Source organism: Sandarakinorhabdus sp., assembly GCF_051860625.1.
GTDB lineage: Bacteria > Pseudomonadota > Alphaproteobacteria > Sphingomonadales > Sphingomonadaceae > Sandarakinorhabdus.
The window spans coordinates 116,585-133,911 of record NZ_JBHYDQ010000005.1 but is presented as its reverse complement, the minus strand read 5'-3'; the positions used below and the strand labels follow the sequence as shown (position 1 = coordinate 133,911).

Genomic DNA, 17,327 nt, shown 5'->3' with positions numbered 1-17,327 from the left:
GGCCGCCCTTTTTCGTGTCAGTAGCCCGTCGGCGACACCGTGCGCCCGAGGAATTTCAGCCGGGTAATCCACGTGTGCCGCTCCAGCCCCGGCGTGGCGTGGGTGGCGCCGGGATAGACCATCAGGTCGAACGGCACGTTTCCGCGTTGCAGCGCCGACATCAGGGCGGTGCTGTTCTCGAACACGACATTGTCATCCGCCATGCCGTGGATCAGCAGCAGCGGATCGGCGATCTTGGTGGCATCGGCCAGCGCGCCCGACGTCTGATAGGGTGCCGGGTCCTTGGCGGGATTGCCCAGATAACGCTCGGTATAGGCGGTGTCATACAGTTCCCAGCGCACCACCGGCGCACCGGCGATGCCGGCAGCGAACGCGCCCGGCGCTGCCTCCAGCAATTTCAGCACCATGTAACCGCCGTAGGACCAGCCGTTCACGGCCACCTTGTCCGGTTTGGCCCACGCCTGCTGCTTGATCCAGGCCAGCGCCTGCAACTGGTCGGTGACTTCGACGCTGCCCATGGCGCGGCCCAACGGGTCTTCAAACGCCTTGCCGCGGTTGTTGCTGCCGCGATTGTCGAGCTGAAACACTGCCCAGCCGTTCTGCACCAGATATTGTTCGATCGGCGCCGGGAAGCGCTTGTGCACATTCTGCGCGTGCGGCCCGCCATAGACCTGCATCAGCACCGGAAACGGCCCGGCGCCTTTCGGTTTCAGCAGGCGCCAGTCCATGGCCTGGCCATCGGCGGCCGGCATCGTGCCGAACTCGGGTTCGACATGGGCGGCAAGATAGGGCGCATAGGGGTGGCTGGCATCCAGCTTGTTTTCCACCACCCAGGCCAAGCGCCGGCCGGCGCCATCGGCCAGCCAGACCTGCGGCGGCTGGCGCGGCGTGGTGGAGGTGATGATCAGCCGCTGCCCGGCCTTGTCCATCACCGCCTCGTGCCAGCCGCCGGGTGCCGTCAGCCGCACCGGCCTGGCGCCGGGCTGCTTCCAATCGAGCGCGTAGACATGGCTCTCCAGCGTCGAATCGGCAAAGCCGGTGAACCACAGCCGGGCGCGCTTCTCGTCCACGCCGACCAGATCATCGACCACCCAGCGCCCGCTGGTCAGTTGCGCGGCCTTGCCGCCGGCCAGGCGATAGAGGTGGCGATAACCGTCACGCTCGCTGGCCCACAGGATGCTGCCGTCCTGCAGCGGGCGGAATGTGTCGTGCAGGTTGATCCAGGTCGTGGATGTTTCGCTGTGCAGCACGCGCGAGGCGCCGGTGGCCGGATCGACGGCCAATATGTCCAGCCGTTTCTGATCGCGCGGCAGCCGCTGCACATACAGCGTTTTGCCATCGGCGGCCCAGGCGACGCGGGCGATGTAGATATCCTTGTCCGGCCCGAGATCGACCTGGACCTTGCCGCCGCCGTCCGGGCTGATGATCCACAGCGTCACATCGGCATTGGCGGTGCCGGCCGCCGGATAGGCCTGGGTAAACAAGCGGGTACCATCCGCGCCGATGGCAGCGCGCGTCACCTCGTTCACCGGTGTTTCGTCTACCCGCGCCACCGCGATGCGGGCTTCGGTTGGTGACCACCAATGGCCATCGAAGCGGCTGAGCTCTTCCTGGGCGATGAATTCGGCGACGCCCCAGCGCACTTTGGGCGTGTCTTCGCCGGCCACGTCGTGCGCCTGCCCGGTGGCGAGGCTGGTCACGAACAGCCGGCCATCGCGCACGAAGCTGGCATAGCTGCCCTTGGGCGACAATTTCGCGTCGGTTTCGGTTTCGGGCGTGTTGGTCAGTTGCTGCACCTTGCCGTCCAGCCCGGCCACCCACAAATCGCCATCCACCGGCACCAGCAGCCGCTGGCTGTCCGGCGCCCAGGCATAATCGGCAATGCCGGTCACATCGGCGATGCGCTGGCGTTCGCGGTTCATGCGTTCGGCTTCGGACAACGGCCCGCCGCTGCCCAGCCTGGTGGAGTCGAGCAGCATGCGGCGTTCGCCCGTGACGGTATCGACGGCCCACAGATCGAAGCGCCGGCGATCATCGGCGCGGTTCTGCAGCAAGGTCGCGAGGCGGCCATCCGGCGACAATTTCAGCACCCGCGGCCGCGGCCCCGTCAAGGCCGGCGAGGCGAATACGCGTTCCAGGGTCAGGGTTTCGGCCGGCGTTACCGATTGTGCGGCCGCCATGTTGCTTGTCATCGCCATCAGCGCAATTCCCAACCATACCGGATGCTGCATGTCTGCTCCCCCTGCTAACGTCTTGATTTACGTTAATGTAATCCGGCGTCAATGTCGCACACTTGCCGCGTCGCCTTGTGCCTGCTAGCACAAAAGTGACAGCGCATGTCGCGCTGCCGTTTCTTGTGCGCTTCCGCGCTGCCGGCCTGGGGCCTGGTGTTTGGCGGAATCGGGCAAAAAACAGGCTGGAGCCGCTCGTCGGCCCGGCACCGCATTGCAGGGACTCGGATGAACGCACCGCACTTTCTGGCTGACGCTTTGCGCACCGCGCTCTGCACGGCCGACAGTGCCGCTGTCAGCTCGCGTCCACCCCTTGCCATTGTCACACCCCGCCGGCCATTTGCCGGCTTTTTCAATTCGCGCCGCCGCATCGCCGCCCCCCAGCCAGTCTGTTCGGGCCCGGGCGCATGGCCGCGCGCTACGGAGCAACTCCATGTCATATCGCATGCTGATCGACGCCCGCCACCCGGAAGAAACCCGGGTGGCCGTGGTCAATGGCCAACGCATCGAGGAATTTGATTTCGAATCGGCTGACCGGCGTCAGCTGAAGGGCAATATCTACCTCGCCAAGGTCACGCGCGTCGAACCATCGCTGCAGGCGGCGTTCGTCGAATATGGTGGCAACCGCCATGGCTTCCTGGCCTTCAGCGAAATCCACCCGGATTATTATCAGATCCCCAAGGAAGACCGCGAAGCCCTGCTGCGCGAGGAAGCCGAACTGGCTGCCGACGACAATGGCCATGACGATGACGGCGATGATGGCGACGACGTGCTGGAAACCGGGGGCCAGCATGACGAGCCGACCGAATCGCTGCGCCGCAAGCGCATGGCGCTGCGCCGTCGGTATAAAATCCAGGAAGTCATCCGCCGCCGCCAGGTAATGCTGATCCAGGTGGTGAAGGAAGAGCGCGGGTCGAAGGGCGCTGCGCTGACCACCTATCTGTCGCTGGCCGGCCGTTATTGCGTGCTGATGCCCAACACGGCGCATGGCGGCGGCATCAGCCGCAAGATCTCCAACCCGGCCGATCGCAAGCGCCTGAAGCAGGTCATGGCCGATCTGCATCTGCCGTCGGGCATGGGCGCCATCGTGCGCACGGCCGGGCTGAAGCGCAGCGCTGACGATATCCGCCGCGATTTCGATTATCTCACGCGCCTGTGGGATGAAATCCGCGACAAGACGCTGGCCAGCCAGGCACCGGCGTTGATCCACGAAGACAGCGGCCTGATCAAGCGGGCCATCCGCGATATCTACACGCGCGACATTGAACAGGTGCTCGTCGAAGGCCGCGAAGGCTTTGATGCCGCGCACCGGTTCATGTCGATGCTGATGCCCGGCCATGCCGCCAAGGTGGTGGAATATCAGGGCACGGTGCCCTTGTTCCAGCGCTTTGGCGTCGAAGGGCAACTGGAGAGCATGTACCAGCCGGTCGTGCAGTTGAAGTCTGGCGGCTATCTGGTCATCAACCCGACCGAGGCTCTGGTGTCGATCGACATCAACTCCGGCCGCTCGACGCGCGAATATGGCATCGAGGAAACCGCGACCAAGACCAACCTGGAAGCCGCCGACGAAATCGGGCGCCAGTTGCGGCTGCGTGACATGGCCGGCCTGGTGGTGATCGATTTCATCGACATGGAAAATGGTTCGAACGTCCGCAAGGTCGAAAAGGCCATGAAGGAGGCGCTGAAGAACGACCGCGCCCGCGTCCAGATCGGCCGCATTTCCAGCTTCGGCCTGATGGAAATGAGCCGGCAGCGTCTGCGCACCGGCATCCTGGAAGCCTCCACTCACATCTGCCCGATGTGCGAAGGCACCGGCATGGTGCGTTCGGTCGCGTCGGCAGCGCTGGCCGCGCTGCGCGCGCTGGAAGCCGAGGCGCTGCGTGGCCGCCACAGCGAATTGTCATTGCGCGCCGGCGAGGAAGTCGCCGTCTATCTGCTCAACCGCAAGCGCATCGAACTGGCTGAACTGGAGGAACTGTACGGCGTACAGATCCTGACGCGGCCGGACGATGGCCTGATCGGCCCCAATTTCGAGATCGATGCCGGCGGCCCGCCGCCGAGCAAGCGCGTCGACATGGCGCCGCTGCCGACGATCGTGCCGGTGGACGATGAGCCGGAACTGCCGGATTCCGACGCAGACGAGGACGACGGCCGTGACGAGGACGAAGGCCGTGAAGAGGGTTCGCGCGATGACCGCCGCGGTCGCCGTGGCCGCCGTCGCCGCGGTCGCGGGAAGGGCGATGATCGGGCCGATGATCGCGCGGATGACAGCAATGAACAGGCGCCGACAAGCGAGGTTGCGATCCCCGATGAGGACGCGGCAACAGACGATGGCGACGACAGCAGCGATGCCGAAGACAATAATGACGCCGAACGGGGCGACGGCGAAAACGGCGATGGCGCCGCCCGCCGCAAGCGCCGCCGTCGCGGTCGTCGTGGCCGCCGTGGCAGCGGTGATCGCGCAACCGATGGCGTGAACGAGGCTGTGCCGGATGGGGCTGGGCCGGACGAGGCTGGGCCAGACGAGGTTGCAGCACCGGAACCGGTGGCTGAACCGGTTGCGGAAGAAGAGCCGGCCAAGCCCAAGCGCACCCGCCGCAAGAAGACTGACGCTGTTGCGGCTGAAACGGTCGCCGAGCCGGCTGCTGCGCCTGAACCGGCGCCTGCGGCTGAAGCAGCGCCCGCGCCGGCCGAACCGGACGCGCCGAAAGCCAAGCCAGCGCGGACACGGCGCAAGAAGGCCGATGTCGCCGCCGAGGCACCAGCACCGGAGGCAGTGGACGTCGCCGTGGCACCGGTCGAGCCCGAAGCGCCCGCAGCAGAAGCCGTCACGCCGCCCAAGCGCACCCGGCGCAAGAAGGCTGACGTGGTGGTGGAAGCCGCTGCGGAACCGGTTGCCGCGGAACCAGCACCCGAAGTCGTGCCCGAAGCCGTGGCTGAAGCTGTCGAAGCGCCGGCTGAGCCTGCCCCTGCCGAACCCGCTGCACCGGTGCGCAAGGGCTGGTGGCAGCGCACCTTCGGCGCCCAGTGACACTGATCGGTTCGGCAACGCCCAACTTGCGCTAACGCCGGGCAAAGAAAGCCTTCCTCCCCCAATGTCGCTGGCTGCGGCATTGGGGGGACATGGCAATTCCTACACCGAATGGGCGTGTGATCCTGGTTGGCGCCGGTCCTGGCGCTGCCGATCTGTTGACGGTGCGGGCGGTGCGCGCGCTGGCGGCGGCCGATGTCGTCGTTCACGACGGCTTGGTCGGCGACGAGGTGATGGCGCTGATCCCGGCGCATGCTCGCCGCATCGGCGTGGCCAAGCGCCGGGCCCGCCACACACTGCCACAAGACCAGATCGGCGAGCTGCTGGTCGCCGAAGCGCTGGCCGGCCACACGGTCGTGCGGCTGAAGGGCGGCGATCCGTTCATTTTCGGGCGCGGCGGCGAAGAAGTCGCGGCCTGCCAGGCGGCCGGCGTGCCGGTCGAGGTGATCCCCGGCATTTCGGCCGCCAATGGCGCCGCCGCCTCCCTGCTGCTGCCACTCACCCACCGCGATCATGCCTCGATGGTCAGCTTCGTCGCCGGCGAATGCCGCGGACTGGCGGATCAGGATTGGGTGGGTCTCGCCGGCAAGGGCCGCACTTTGGTGATCTACATGGGCCTGGCCGGTGCCACTGCCATCGCCGACAAGTTGATGGCCGATGGCCTGGCGCCCGACACGCCGGTGGCGGTGATCGAACGCGCCACGCAGCCGCAGGAACGTCTGGTGACGTCGCTGCTCGCCGATCTGGGTGGGTTGGTGGCGCGCGAAGCCATCCAGTCCCCGGCGCTGATCATTGTCGGCGATGTGGCGACCTTGCCGGCACAGGCCAAAGCAATTGCGAAGATGAAGGAAAATCCATGCCCCGTGTATTGACCGGCAACCGCCTGGAAACCGGCGATGTGCTGTGGTGGAACGGCAGCGACTGGAGCCACCTGCTCAGCGATGCGGTCGCCATTGGCGATGAAGGCGAAGCATTGGTGGCCGAACTGGTCGCCGCCGAACGCATCAACGATCCGGCCCTGATCGATGTTACCGGCACGCCTGGCAACTGGCTGCCCACCACCACCCGCGAGCGCGTGCGCGCCTCTGGCCCCAGCGTCCGCGCCGATCTCGCGCGCGGCAGCCTTAGCGTTGAAGTGATTTAGGGGAAGTCATCTGATGTACCGCTACGACCAATATGATCAGGCCATCGTCGATGCCCGCGTCGCCGAGTTCAAGGACCAGGTCGGCCGCCGGCTTAGGAATGAGATTACCGAGGACCAGTTCAAGCCGCTGCGGCTGATGAACGGCCTCTATCTGCAGCTGCACGCCTATATGCTGCGCGTCGCCATCCCCTATGGCACGCTGTCGGGCACGCAGATGCGCATGCTGGCGCATATCGCCCGCAAGTACGACCGCGATTACGGCCATTTCACCACGCGCCAGAATATCCAGTACAACTGGATCAAGCTGGAGCAGTTTTCCGATCTGCTCGATGATCTGGCCAGCGTGGAAATGCATGCCTTTCAAACCAGCGGCAACTGCATCCGCAACATCAGTTCCGATCAGTTCGCCGGCGCAGCTGCCGACGAGGTGGACGATCCCCGGCCGTACGCGGAGCTGCTGCGGCAATGGTCGACGCTGCACCCGGAATTTTCCTTCCTGCCGCGCAAGTTCAAGATTGCCGTGATCGCCAGCGAAACGGACCGCGCCGCCATCCAGTTGCACGATATCGGCCTGCAATTGCGCCGGGGCGATGCCGGCGAATTGGGCTTCCGTGTCTATGTCGGCGGCGGCATGGGGCGCACGCCGGTGATCGGCAGCGTGGTGCGCGACTGGATCCCGACGGGCCAGTTCCTCAGCTATTCCGAAGCCATCCTGCGCGTCTACAACCGCCATGGCCGGCGCGACAATATCTACAAGGCGCGCATCAAGATACTGGTGAACGAGCTTGGCGTGGCCGAATTCACCCGCCAGGTGGAAGCCGAGTGGGCCGAACTGGCACCGCTCGGGCTGGATGCGCCGCGTGAAGAATATGACCGCATCATCGCGCAGTTCGCACCGCCGGCGTTTAACGCCAATGCGCCCGACACGCTCGACCTGTCCGATCCGGATTTTGCCGTGTGGGTGAGCCAGAATGTCCATGCCCACAAGGCGCCGGGCTATGCCATCGCCACGATCAGCCTGAAGCCGAAACGCGGCATTCCTGGCGATGCCTCGTCGGCGCAGATGGATGCGGTCGCCGATCTGGCCGAGCGGTTTGCGCATGATGAAATCCGCGTGACGCACAGCCAGAATCTGGTGCTGGCGCATGTGAAGAAGGCCGATCTCCATGCGCTGTGGCAGGGCCTGGATGCCGTGGGGCTGGCCACGCCGAACCTCGATCTGGTCAGTGATATCATTGCCTGCCCCGGTATGGATTATTGCACGCTGGCCAACGCGCGTTCGATCCCGATTGCCCAGAAAATCGCCGCCAAGTTCGAGGATCTGGAAACCCAGCGCGACATCGGCGAACTGAAGATCAAGGTGAGCGGCTGCATCAACGGCTGCGGCCATCACCATGCCGGCCACATCGGCATCCTGGGCGTCGATAAGAAGGGCGAGGAAGCCTATCAGTTGCTGCTCGGCGGCTCCGGCGCCGAAGACACGACGCTGGCCAAGATCCTCGGCCCCGGCTTTGACGAGGATGGCATTGTCGTGGCGGTGGAAAAGCTGATCGCTTTCTATCGCAGCGCCCGCAGCGGGCCGAGCGAACGCTTCCTCGACACCTATCGCCGCCTCGGCGCTGCACCGTTCAAGGAAGCTGTTTATGCTTGATAACCAAGACCAACAGGCCGTCGCTGGCGCACCTGCCCCAGCACTGGATGACGCGCCGGCGCGGTTGCGGTTTCGCGAGGACGCGCCGTTCGAAAGCCCGATTGCGCCGCTGGGTGATTTTCTCGCTGGCGGCAATTTCGCAGCGGTGCGCATCGATCCGGGTGAGGATGTGCGCGCGCTGCTGCCCCACCTCGGCCGGCTGAAGCTGGTGGAAATCGCCTTTCCCAAGTTCCGCGATGGCCGCGGTTACAGCTCGGCGCGCATCCTGCGGGAGGCGGGCTTTGCCGGCGAAATCCGCGCAGCCGGCGATGTGCTGGTCGATCAACTGGGTTTCATGCGCCGGGTGGGGTTTGACAGTTTCGCGCCCAACAAGCCGCTCGATCCCGCCGTGGTGGCCGCCACGCTGGCGCGCTTCCCGCATGTTTACATGAAGGCGGCCGACGGACTGGCCCCGGTATGGGCGCTGCGGGCCGGCGCATGATCGTGCCGGCGCGCCGCGATGTGATTGATACCGCGCCGGCCTTCACGGCGGCGCAGGTAGCGGCACTCGCGGCGCGCTTGGCCGGCCACGAGACGGCGGCGATGCTGGCCGACCTGCTGGGCGGCGAACTCAAGGGCCGGGTGGCGGTGGTGTCGTCCTTTGGCGCGGAATCGGCGGTGCTGCTCGATCTGGTGGCGGCGGTGGACCGCAGCGTGCCGGTGATTTTCGTCAACACGCAGAAGATGTTCGGGGAGACTTTGGCCTATCGCGATGCCTTGTCCGAGCAGCTGGGTTTCACCGATCTGCGTGTCTATCGCCCCGACCCCTATGAAATCGCAGCGCAGGACAGCAAATCACTGCGCTGGGCCTATGATCCCGATGGCTGCTGCGATCTGCGGAAAGTGGCGCCGCTGCGCCGCGCATTGGCGCCGTTCGAAGCCTGGATATCGGGGCGCAAGGGCTTTCAGGCCGGCCGCGCCAGCCTGCCGCGCTTCGAGCTTGATGAGGGCCGCCTGAAGATCAACCCGCTCGCCGATTGGGACAAGGCCGCCATCGACGCGCATTTCATCGCCCGCGACCTGCCCCGCCATCCGCTGGAGGCGCAAGGCTTTCCCTCCATCGGCTGCCAACCCTGCACCAGCCGCGTGCAACCCGGCGAAGACCCCCGCGCCGGCCGCTGGCGCCACTGGGACAAGACCGAGTGCGGGATACACCAGCCGGTATTTTGATTTCAGGGCAGCGACGGAATTCCACAGTCGCTCAACCACTCGGCAATGGCATCATATTCGGCCGGCGGGCGAGTCGCATCGGCCGCATCACCCCGCGGTACGAAAATCACCATCCCCTGCCGGGCACGGGTCAGCAGCACGCGATAGGCGTTCTTCACATAATCGGCCCGCGAGAAGCCGTCGGCACTGGTCCGGATTGCCTGCCATTTGGTGCCGCGAAACTCCCGCGCCTGCCAGCCGCCTTCGCGCCGCAAGTTCAGATCCCAGGCGACGCAGGTCCAGTCCAGTTCCAGCCCCTGAACGGCGAATTCCGTCGCGGCATCCTCCAGCGCGTTGGAGGCGCGCACATCGTCATTGCCGTTGAGGAACCAGTGGCAGACATCAATTGGCGCCTTCACGTGCAGGCCTTCAGGTTTCAGCCGCAAGGCGTTTGACGAAGCCAGCAGGCCCGCGCGTTCCCCGGCCCGGCGTTGTTTGCGTAGCCAGCGGCGCGCCGTGGCCAATTCGCGGGTTTGCCAGATGGGGAATTGCGTGGGGTCGGGCCGCAAAGCTTCGGCATTATCAGTGTCTTCATCCAGCAGTGCTGCCACGAACGCCGAAACGCGCCCTGCCCGGAATGACCGCACGGAGGTGGCCAGATGCAGGTCAGCATCCTGCGTCGTGGTACGATGCCCCAGATGCCAGCGCAGCCCGGCATCCAACGGGCCATCATCGCTCATCAAATGCGGCGGCAGGAAAATCTGCCAGTCGGGCAGGTCAGCCTGCAAGGCACGTATCCATTCCGCGACGCCGGCCTCACCGCGGTTGATTTCCTGACCCTCACCGATCAGGCAAACCACCACGCACCAATCCGGGCGGCGATCCATGACCGACAGCAGAAACGCCGGCTCCGACTGGTCAAAGCCGTGCTGGCCGCGTTTGCGGCGCATGAAATCGCTGGTCATTGCGCTGTCCCAGGCGCGCTGGGCCTCATCGAAAATCACGACATGTTCGGGCGGGATCTGATCCGGCCCAAGATATTCATCGCGGAAATGATGGACATTCTGGATGAATGTCCTGGGTTCTTGCGCTTGGACAATGCGGGCTTCCGGCAGATCGGGCAATGCGCGCTTGCGTTTGCCATCGCGGCGCAAGGCTTCCTGCAGCACCTCCACCAGGGGGCCGTTGCCGGAAAGGAACACGGCGTGTTGCTCGGGCCATTCGGGATTGCGGCTGCATGCGATGTTGAGCCCCGCAAGCGTTTTGCCGGCACCGGGTACGCCAGTGACAAAGCAGATCGCCTTGTGGCCATCCTTGCGCGCCCGATCGACAACCCGCTCCACTGCTGTTGCCGTGCGTGACAGATTCTCGGCACCGGCCTCGGATCGCGAAATCTCGATCACGTCGTGGCCGGCGTAGAGCGCTTCGGCGGCTTCGATGATGTTGGGTGTTGGGCGGTAGGCGCCGTCGGCCCAGGCCGTTGCGGCAATTTCTGGGCCATCGCCGGTGGCCAGCAGGCGCTGGATAGTTGGCAACACATCCTCCGGCGCCAGCAGCAGCGGCTCGTGCACGCGGTCGGGCGCCCAGAAGCCGAGCCCAAGTTGCTGCGGCGGGGCTTCGCTGCTGATCAGGATCGGCACGATTGGCTTGTCATGGCTGGTGACGTGAAAATTCTTCAGATCAAGGGCATAGCCATGCACTTGCTCGATGGCGTGGCGGGGAAAGCCGCGCTCCCCGACCTTGTATTCCAGCACGAACACCAACGGCCCGGCTACGATCACCGCATCGGCACGCCGGCCCATGCGCGGGATGGAAAATTCCATGAAGACATGGCTGCCGGGCAGTGCGACGGCCAGGGCTTGGAGATGCCGGATCGTGAATTTCCAGGCCTCGATCTGCGCCAGTTCGGCAGCGAACTGGGTTCTCGACGCCAATTCGCCCAGCAGTTGCTGCTGCGACAAGGCCGCGAACAAATCTGCAGGTGCGTCGGCCCAAGCGCGGTTCATGGCGCCAGGCTGCCAGGGCGCACCATCGCCCGCAAACGAAAAAGGGCGGCCCGGCCGGGGCCGCCCTTTCGCGTGTCAGCCAAATTGCATCACAGCTTGGCGCGGATGCCCAGGAAGTAGAAGCGGCCCATGCCCGACACCGGATAGGCCGAGGACGACAGATAGGGCGCAGCGTTGGTGATGTTGTTGATACCGCCATAGACGCTGAAGCGATCCTTCATGATGTCCACGTTGAAGTTGGCGTTGTGCACCCAATAATCCGGCGCAAAGCCGGCCGGGCCGAATTCGGTCATGATACGCTCGATCTGGATGGCCGAAGCCACCGCCGTCGATTGCACATATTGCAGCGTATAGCCCAGGGTGACCGGTCCGCGGTTCCAGTTCAGCGAGGCAACGCCCGACCATTCCGGCACCGACAATTCACGCAGGGCCGGGTTGACCAGCGTCGGGTCCTGCGGATCGAAGAAGCGGTTCACCTTCTCCGTCCAGTTGCCGTTCAGGCTGATGTTGAAATTATTCTTCTCGGCAATCGTGAAGCGATAGTTGATCGAGAAATCGACGCCCGATGTCTCGATACGGCCGAAGTTCAACTGGGACTGCCGCAGGGTGCGGAAACCGAACAGCGTCGGCTGCGTCGCTGAAGTCGCGCCAGGCGCGACTGGCCCGTTACGATCGAACAGCAAGCAGAATTGCGACGGGAAGGTGGTATTGTCATAGCAGGTGTTGACGATGTCCTGCGCGGTGACGGTAGCGATCGCGTTGCTGATCTTGATCGAGTAATAATCTGCCGAGAAGGTGAAGCCCGGCAGGAAGCCGGGGGTGATCACCGTGCCCGCTGTAAAGGTGGTGGCGGTTTCCTGGGTCAGGTTCGGGTTGCCGCCGATGGTGCCGCCGAAACGCGCGGTGAGCGGATCGTTATAGCTTTCGATGAAGGCCGTCGGGTTGGCAATGCCCAGCGCGGTGGCCGCCGCAATACAATTGGCCTTGCGGTTGGTGGTGGCGTTCTGGTTGATCAGATCGCAGGGATCGGCCGGGCGGAAGGTGGCGCCTTGTGCCGGATCGAACAGTTCGGCGATGTTCGGCGCGCGGATGGCGCGGGCATAGCTGCCGCGGAATTTCAGATCGCGGATCGGCGCCCAGATGCCGTTGACATTCCAGGTGAACGCGCCGCCGATGGTCGAATAATCGGCATAGCGGCCAGCGGCGCCGATGCTGAGTTCCTGCGCAAAGCGCACGTCACGCAGCAGCGGAACTTTCACTTCGCCGAACACTTCGACCACGTCGAATTGGCCGCCGGCATTGTTGGTGCGGTTGCTGGGATCGAACACCAACGACTGGTTGGTCGGTTCAATATCGCCAATGAACTGGCCAACCAGATTGGCCGGGCCCGTGCCCGGGATGATACCGAGCACCAGCGGATCGAAACTGGAGCTGGACTTTTCCTTGCGATACTCGCCGCCCAGCACATATTGGATGGCGCCGCCGGGCAGGTTGAAGAAGCCGCCAGTATCGCCGGTCAGCAGCGCGGTAACAACGGTCTGTTCCAGGCGGAAGCGGTTGGTCGCCGGCTGGGTGATCCAGTTGGCAGCAGCTTGGCTGATCGAATCCGGGCCGGACAGGATGTTGGCCGGTACGCAGGTGCCGTCGCCAGGGCGGAAGGTGAAGAAGCCCGGCGCGATCACCGGGAAGATTTCGGAGCCCGGATGCGGGGTGGTGTCGCCCGTGTTCACCCGGCAGACCGGCTGACCATTTGGACCACGCACGACATCCAGCGCCGCGAACAGACGATCATAGAGCACGCGGTTCTGGTTGGTCACCGCGTTGTCGGTGCGGCCATAATTGCCCACCAGTTCATAGCTGAGGTGCGAGGAGATCTCGCCGCGCAGGCCGCCGACGATGCGATAGGTTTCGCGGCGGGCGTTCTGCACACCCTGGCCCAGATCGGTCATGTCGCGCGACACGCGCAGGCCGCCGGCGTCATTCGCGTCGGCTTGCAGCACGGCAGGAATGAAGGGGTTGTCCGGGAAGATCAGCAGCGAATCATAAAAGCTGTTGTACTGGTTGCGGCTGATTGCATCGTTGCGGGTGTACTTGGCATCGATGAACACCTCGGCCGCCGGCGAAAATTCGTAACGGGCGCGCAAGTTGGCATAGATGCGCTCCGAACCCGGCAGCAGCGACGCCACATTCGGCCGTTCGGCCGCGCCGTCCCCGCCGAACTGGTTGGAACTGGTGGAAACGATGCCATCCTGGAAGATGCGCACGCCACCGCCGGGCGTGGAGACGTAGCAGCCGCCGCCACCAAAGCCGGTCAGGCCGATGAAGCTTTCGCGGCAATCGTTGATACCGTTGCTGTTGATATCCGCATTGAAGAAATCGAAATCATTGCGGAAGATCAGGCCGGAGTAGGACGAGATGGCGAACGCCGGCTGCGGGGCGATCACGAACGTCGGCACGGTGGCAGCGCGATTGATCAGTGCCTGTTCGGCCGGCGTCGGCGTGCGGCCTGGGAAGAATGTGTTGAACTGCGCCGCCGTGGGGATCGCAAAACCATAGTTCAGGCGCCCGGCCGCCTGGCTGAAGCGCTGCGCGAAGTTCGGCGTGCTGGCGTCGATATCACCGCGCTGGAACCGACGCAGTGGGTTGGCATAGGTGGTCGAGTTGTTGCCGCGGCCATTGTCGATCGTGAACGGGCGATCCGAGAACAGCACTTCGCTGTCCTTGGTATAGCCGGCCGAGAAGGTGATATTGCCCTTGCCGTCGGCGAAATTGGTGCCCCAGGTGCCTTCGATGCGATAGGTTTCACCGTCGCCATAATCGGAAATGCCGAACTGGCCATCCAGGGTCAGGCCCGAAAAATCCTTCTTCAGCACATAGTTGATCACCCCGGTGACGGCATCGGCACCATAGACGGCTGAAGCGCCGCCGGTGAGCACGTCCACCCGCTCGATCAGCGCGTTGGGGATGGTGGCAACGTCGACCGTCTGGCTGCCGGCCACGCCCGACACATGCCGCCAGCCGTCGATCAGCACGAGCGTGCGGTTGGCACCAAGCTGGCGCAGGTTCAGCGTGGCCTGGCCGACGCCGCCGGCGCCGCGTTCGATGGAATCGGCCACGGTACCCGATGCCAGCAGCGCCGGGATCAAACGCAGCGTTGCGGTGGGATCGCTGTTGCCAAGGGCGCGCAACTGGGCGGCATCGACGGTGGTGATCGGCAGTGCTGCCGTATCGTTCGGGTTGGAGCGCAGCCGCGAACCGGTGACGACCAGTTCCTCAGCCGCAGCCTCTGCCTCTGCCGCTGCCATTACCTGGTCCTGCGCCATCGCGGCGGTGGCGATTGTTCCGGCCAACACGGAACCGGCCAGCAACAGCATCTTCTTCATTACCATGGTTTGCCCCATCACTACGATTGCAACAGTTTTGTTGCGCTGCAGTGATGTGATGACAACAAGGCAAATTGCGCAGTTGCGTTCGTTGGCGCACATTTTGCAATGGATGTGGCCTTACGGCCACAGCGCCAAATGCAATCGGATCAGGCGGCGCTGGGGGCCGATTCGCGCACACCTTGATCGACATGTGCTTCAAATTGGGCGAAATTCGCGATGAACATGCCGACCAGTGCTTTGGCTTTGGTGTCGTAATCCGCCTTGTCTGCCCAGGTATCGCGTGGATTGAGGAGCGTGCTGTCGACGCCCGGCACTGCCACCGGCACGGCAAAGCCGAAATTGGCGTCGGTGCGAAACTCCGCCGTCTTCAGGCTGCCATCCAGCGCCGCGTTCAGCAGCGCGCGCGTCACCTTGATCGGCATGCGGCTGCCGCCTGCCGTGGCGCTGCCGCCCGTCCAGCCGGTGTTGACCAGCCACACGTCCACACCGCCGCTGGCGATGCGCGATTTCAGCAGATTGCCGTAAACCGAAGGGTGGCGCGGCATGAACGGCGCGCCAAAACAGGTGGAGAAGGTCGCGTCAGGCTCCGTCACGCCGATTTCGGTGCCGGCGACACGCGCGGTGTAGCCGGACAGGAAATGATACATGGCCTGGTCCGGCGTCAGCTTGGCGATCGGCGGCAGGATCCCGAACGCATCGGCAGTCAACATGATGATGTTGCGCGGCACCGGGCCCATGTTGTCGGCAGACGCATTGGGGATGAACTCGATCGGGTAGGAGCCGCGGCTGTTTTCGGCCAGGCTGTTGTCGTCCAGATCGATCACCCGGGTTTCGGGATTGATGACGACATTTTCCAGCACCGTGCCGAAGCGGCGGGTCGTGGCGTAAATCTCCGGCTCGGCTTCGGCCGACAGGCGAATCACCTTGGCGTAGCAGCCGCCTTCGAAGTTGAAGACGGCCGTGTCGGACCAGCCATGTTCGTCATCGCCGATCAACGTGCGGCTGGCATCGGCAGACAGGGTCGTCTTGCCGGTGCCAGACAGGCCAAAGAACACCGCCGTGTCGCCATCTGGCCCGATATTGGCCGAACAATGCATCGGCATCACGCCCTTTTCGGGCAGCAGATAGTTGAGGATCGAAAACACCGACTTCTTCATCTCACCGGCGTAGGCGGTGCCACCGATCAGCACGGTCTTGTTGGTGAAATCGACAGCCACGATCGTCTCGCTGCGGCAACCGTGGCGGGCCGGGTCTGCCCGGAACGACGGCAGATCGATGATCGTGTATTCGGGCACGAAATCCGCCAGTTCGCTGGGATCAGGCCGCACCAGCAACGTGCGGATGAACTGGCTGTGCCAGGCAAATTCGGTGATCACCCGCACGCGTACCCGGTGTTCGGGCTGGCTGCCGCCGTGCAGATCCTGCACGAACAGATCGGCCTTGTCCTTCAGCGCGGCTTCGAAATCGGCCTTGATCGCGGCGAACTGGGCTGGCGTGATGCTCTTGTTCTTGTCCCACCAGATGGTGCCATCGGTATCGGCATCGCGCACGATGAACTTGTCGTTCGCGCTGCGGCCGGTGTGCTTGCCGGTCTGCACCACCAGCGCGCCATGTTCCGACAACAGGCCTTCGCCGCGTTGCACGGCCAGCTCCACCAGCGCAGCAGTGGCGAGATTCCAGTGCAGGTCGGCGGTGGTGGCCAGGCCCTGCCGCTCAAGTCCGAAGGCGGAAACGACAGTTGATGGCACAGCTTTCACTCCTGAATTCGGGTCTGAGTACCAGGCAGGAATTGCCCAACCGCCCAAACGCGGCCCGCATAGCCGACGCGTTTGCGTTCGTCAAAGCGTCGCAACTGTGCCGCATCATGGCAACCGGGCCGCGACTCGACCAATTACAGATATTAGCCGCCGGCCTTGCGAAACACGCGCTGGCGCTTCACATAGGCCACGATGGATCAAGTCCCTTCGCCATCCCCCACGATCGCCCTCGTCGATGATGATCGCAACATCCTGACGTCGGTGTCGATTGCCCTGCAGGCCGAAGGCTTTGCGGTGCGGCTCTATTCCGATGGCGATACTGCCTTGAAAGCCTTGGTGGAAAACCTGCCCGACCTGGTGGTGCTGGATATCAAGATGCCGCGCATGGATGGCATGGAGGTGCTGCGCCGCCTGCGCGAGAAAAGCCAGGTGCCGGTGATTTTCCTGACCAGCAAGGACACCGAAATCGACGAAGCCCTCGGCCTTGCCATGGGTGCCGACGATTATATCGGCAAGCCGTTCAGCCAGCGGCTGTTGATCGAGCGCATCCGGGCGGTGCTGCGCCGCACGGCCAATCGCCGGGCGGCGCCGGACGCCGTCGATGCGGTGGCGGTGGAGCCGATCCTGCGCGGGCGGCTGACCATGGACCCGGCCCGTCACCGCGTATTCTGGGATGCTGGCGAAGGCCGCCGCGGCGATGTCGCATTGACCGTGACCGAGTTCATGATTCTGGAAACATTGGCGCAGCGGCCTGGGTTCGTGAAGTCGCGGGACCAGTTGATGGACGCTGCCTACGCCCACGACGTCTATGTCGATGATCGCACGATCGACAGCCATATCAAGCGGTTGCGCAAGAAGTTCCGCGCGGTCGATCACCAGTTCAAGGGCATCGAGACGCTGTATGGCGTCGGTTATCGCTTCAACGAAGACTGA

General features: G+C 64.3%; 11 protein-coding genes. 7 read left to right on the top strand and 4 right to left on the bottom strand.

The features are described from left to right. Nucleotides 1-17: 17 nt before the first annotated feature. On the bottom strand, nt 18-2,198 hold the full coding sequence (locus ACTIEZ_RS06760) for a S9 family peptidase (protein WP_439545898.1): 2,181 nt from the start codon (nt 2,196-2,198) through the stop codon (nt 18-20). 466 nt (nt 2,199-2,664) lie between these two features. On the opposite strand from ACTIEZ_RS06760, the gene ACTIEZ_RS06755 reads away from it, so the two are divergent. From ACTIEZ_RS06755 to ACTIEZ_RS06730, 6 genes are all read left to right on the top strand, one after another. Further along, nucleotides 2,665-5,262 (top strand): Rne/Rng family ribonuclease, encoded by a 2,598-nt coding sequence (locus tag ACTIEZ_RS06755; RefSeq protein WP_439545897.1) that lies wholly within the window; start codon nt 2,665-2,667, stop codon nt 5,260-5,262. Nucleotides 5,263-5,354: 92 nt separating this feature from the next. Then, a complete protein-coding gene (cobA, locus tag ACTIEZ_RS06750; protein ID WP_439545896.1) occupies nt 5,355-6,134 on the top strand; it encodes a uroporphyrinogen-III C-methyltransferase in 780 nt (259 codons plus the stop codon). Continuing rightward, nucleotides 6,119-6,406: a DUF2849 domain-containing protein gene (locus tag ACTIEZ_RS06745; RefSeq protein WP_439545895.1), complete on the top strand. Its 288-nt coding sequence runs from the start codon at nt 6,119-6,121 to the stop codon at nt 6,404-6,406. Before cobA ends, ACTIEZ_RS06745 begins: the two co-directional genes overlap by 16 nt. 13 nt (nt 6,407-6,419) lie before the next feature. Further along, nucleotides 6,420-8,057 carry a nitrite/sulfite reductase gene (locus ACTIEZ_RS06740; RefSeq protein WP_439545894.1) on the top strand — a complete coding sequence of 546 codons (1,638 nt, stop codon included), beginning with the start codon at nt 6,420-6,422 and terminating at the stop codon, nt 8,055-8,057. Continuing rightward, complete coding sequence (locus ACTIEZ_RS06735) at nt 8,050-8,538, top strand: DUF934 domain-containing protein (RefSeq protein ID WP_439545893.1); 489 nt, start codon at nt 8,050-8,052, stop codon at nt 8,536-8,538. Before ACTIEZ_RS06740 ends, ACTIEZ_RS06735 begins: the two co-directional genes overlap by 8 nt. Continuing rightward, nucleotides 8,535-9,266 (top strand): phosphoadenylyl-sulfate reductase, encoded by a 732-nt coding sequence (locus ACTIEZ_RS06730; protein WP_439545964.1) that lies wholly within the window; start codon nt 8,535-8,537, stop codon nt 9,264-9,266. The genes ACTIEZ_RS06735 and ACTIEZ_RS06730 overlap by 4 nt, the downstream gene beginning before the upstream one ends. Before the next feature lie 2 nt (nt 9,267-9,268). Here ACTIEZ_RS06730 and ACTIEZ_RS06725 read toward each other — a convergent pair whose 3' ends face one another. The 3 genes from ACTIEZ_RS06725 to ACTIEZ_RS06715 all read right to left on the bottom strand — a co-directional run bounded on the left by ACTIEZ_RS06725 (nt 9,269) and on the right by ACTIEZ_RS06715 (nt 16,385). Then, nucleotides 9,269-11,251 (bottom strand): DUF2075 domain-containing protein, encoded by a 1,983-nt coding sequence (locus ACTIEZ_RS06725; RefSeq protein ID WP_439545892.1) that lies wholly within the window; start codon nt 11,249-11,251, stop codon nt 9,269-9,271. A gap of 89 nt (nt 11,252-11,340) precedes the next feature. Then, nucleotides 11,341-14,640: a TonB-dependent receptor domain-containing protein gene (locus ACTIEZ_RS06720; protein ID WP_439545891.1), complete on the bottom strand. Its 3,300-nt coding sequence runs from the start codon at nt 14,638-14,640 to the stop codon at nt 11,341-11,343. Between the two features lie 143 nt (nt 14,641-14,783). Then, the gene (locus ACTIEZ_RS06715; RefSeq protein WP_439545890.1) at nt 14,784-16,385 is read right to left on the bottom strand and encodes a phosphoenolpyruvate carboxykinase; all 1,602 of its coding nucleotides are present in this window, start codon (nt 16,383-16,385) and stop codon (nt 14,784-14,786) included. A gap of 201 nt (nt 16,386-16,586) precedes the next feature. On the opposite strand from ACTIEZ_RS06715, the gene ACTIEZ_RS06710 reads away from it, so the two are divergent. Beyond that, the gene (locus tag ACTIEZ_RS06710; RefSeq protein WP_439545889.1) at nt 16,587-17,327 is read left to right on the top strand and encodes a response regulator transcription factor; all 741 of its coding nucleotides are present in this window, start codon (nt 16,587-16,589) and stop codon (nt 17,325-17,327) included.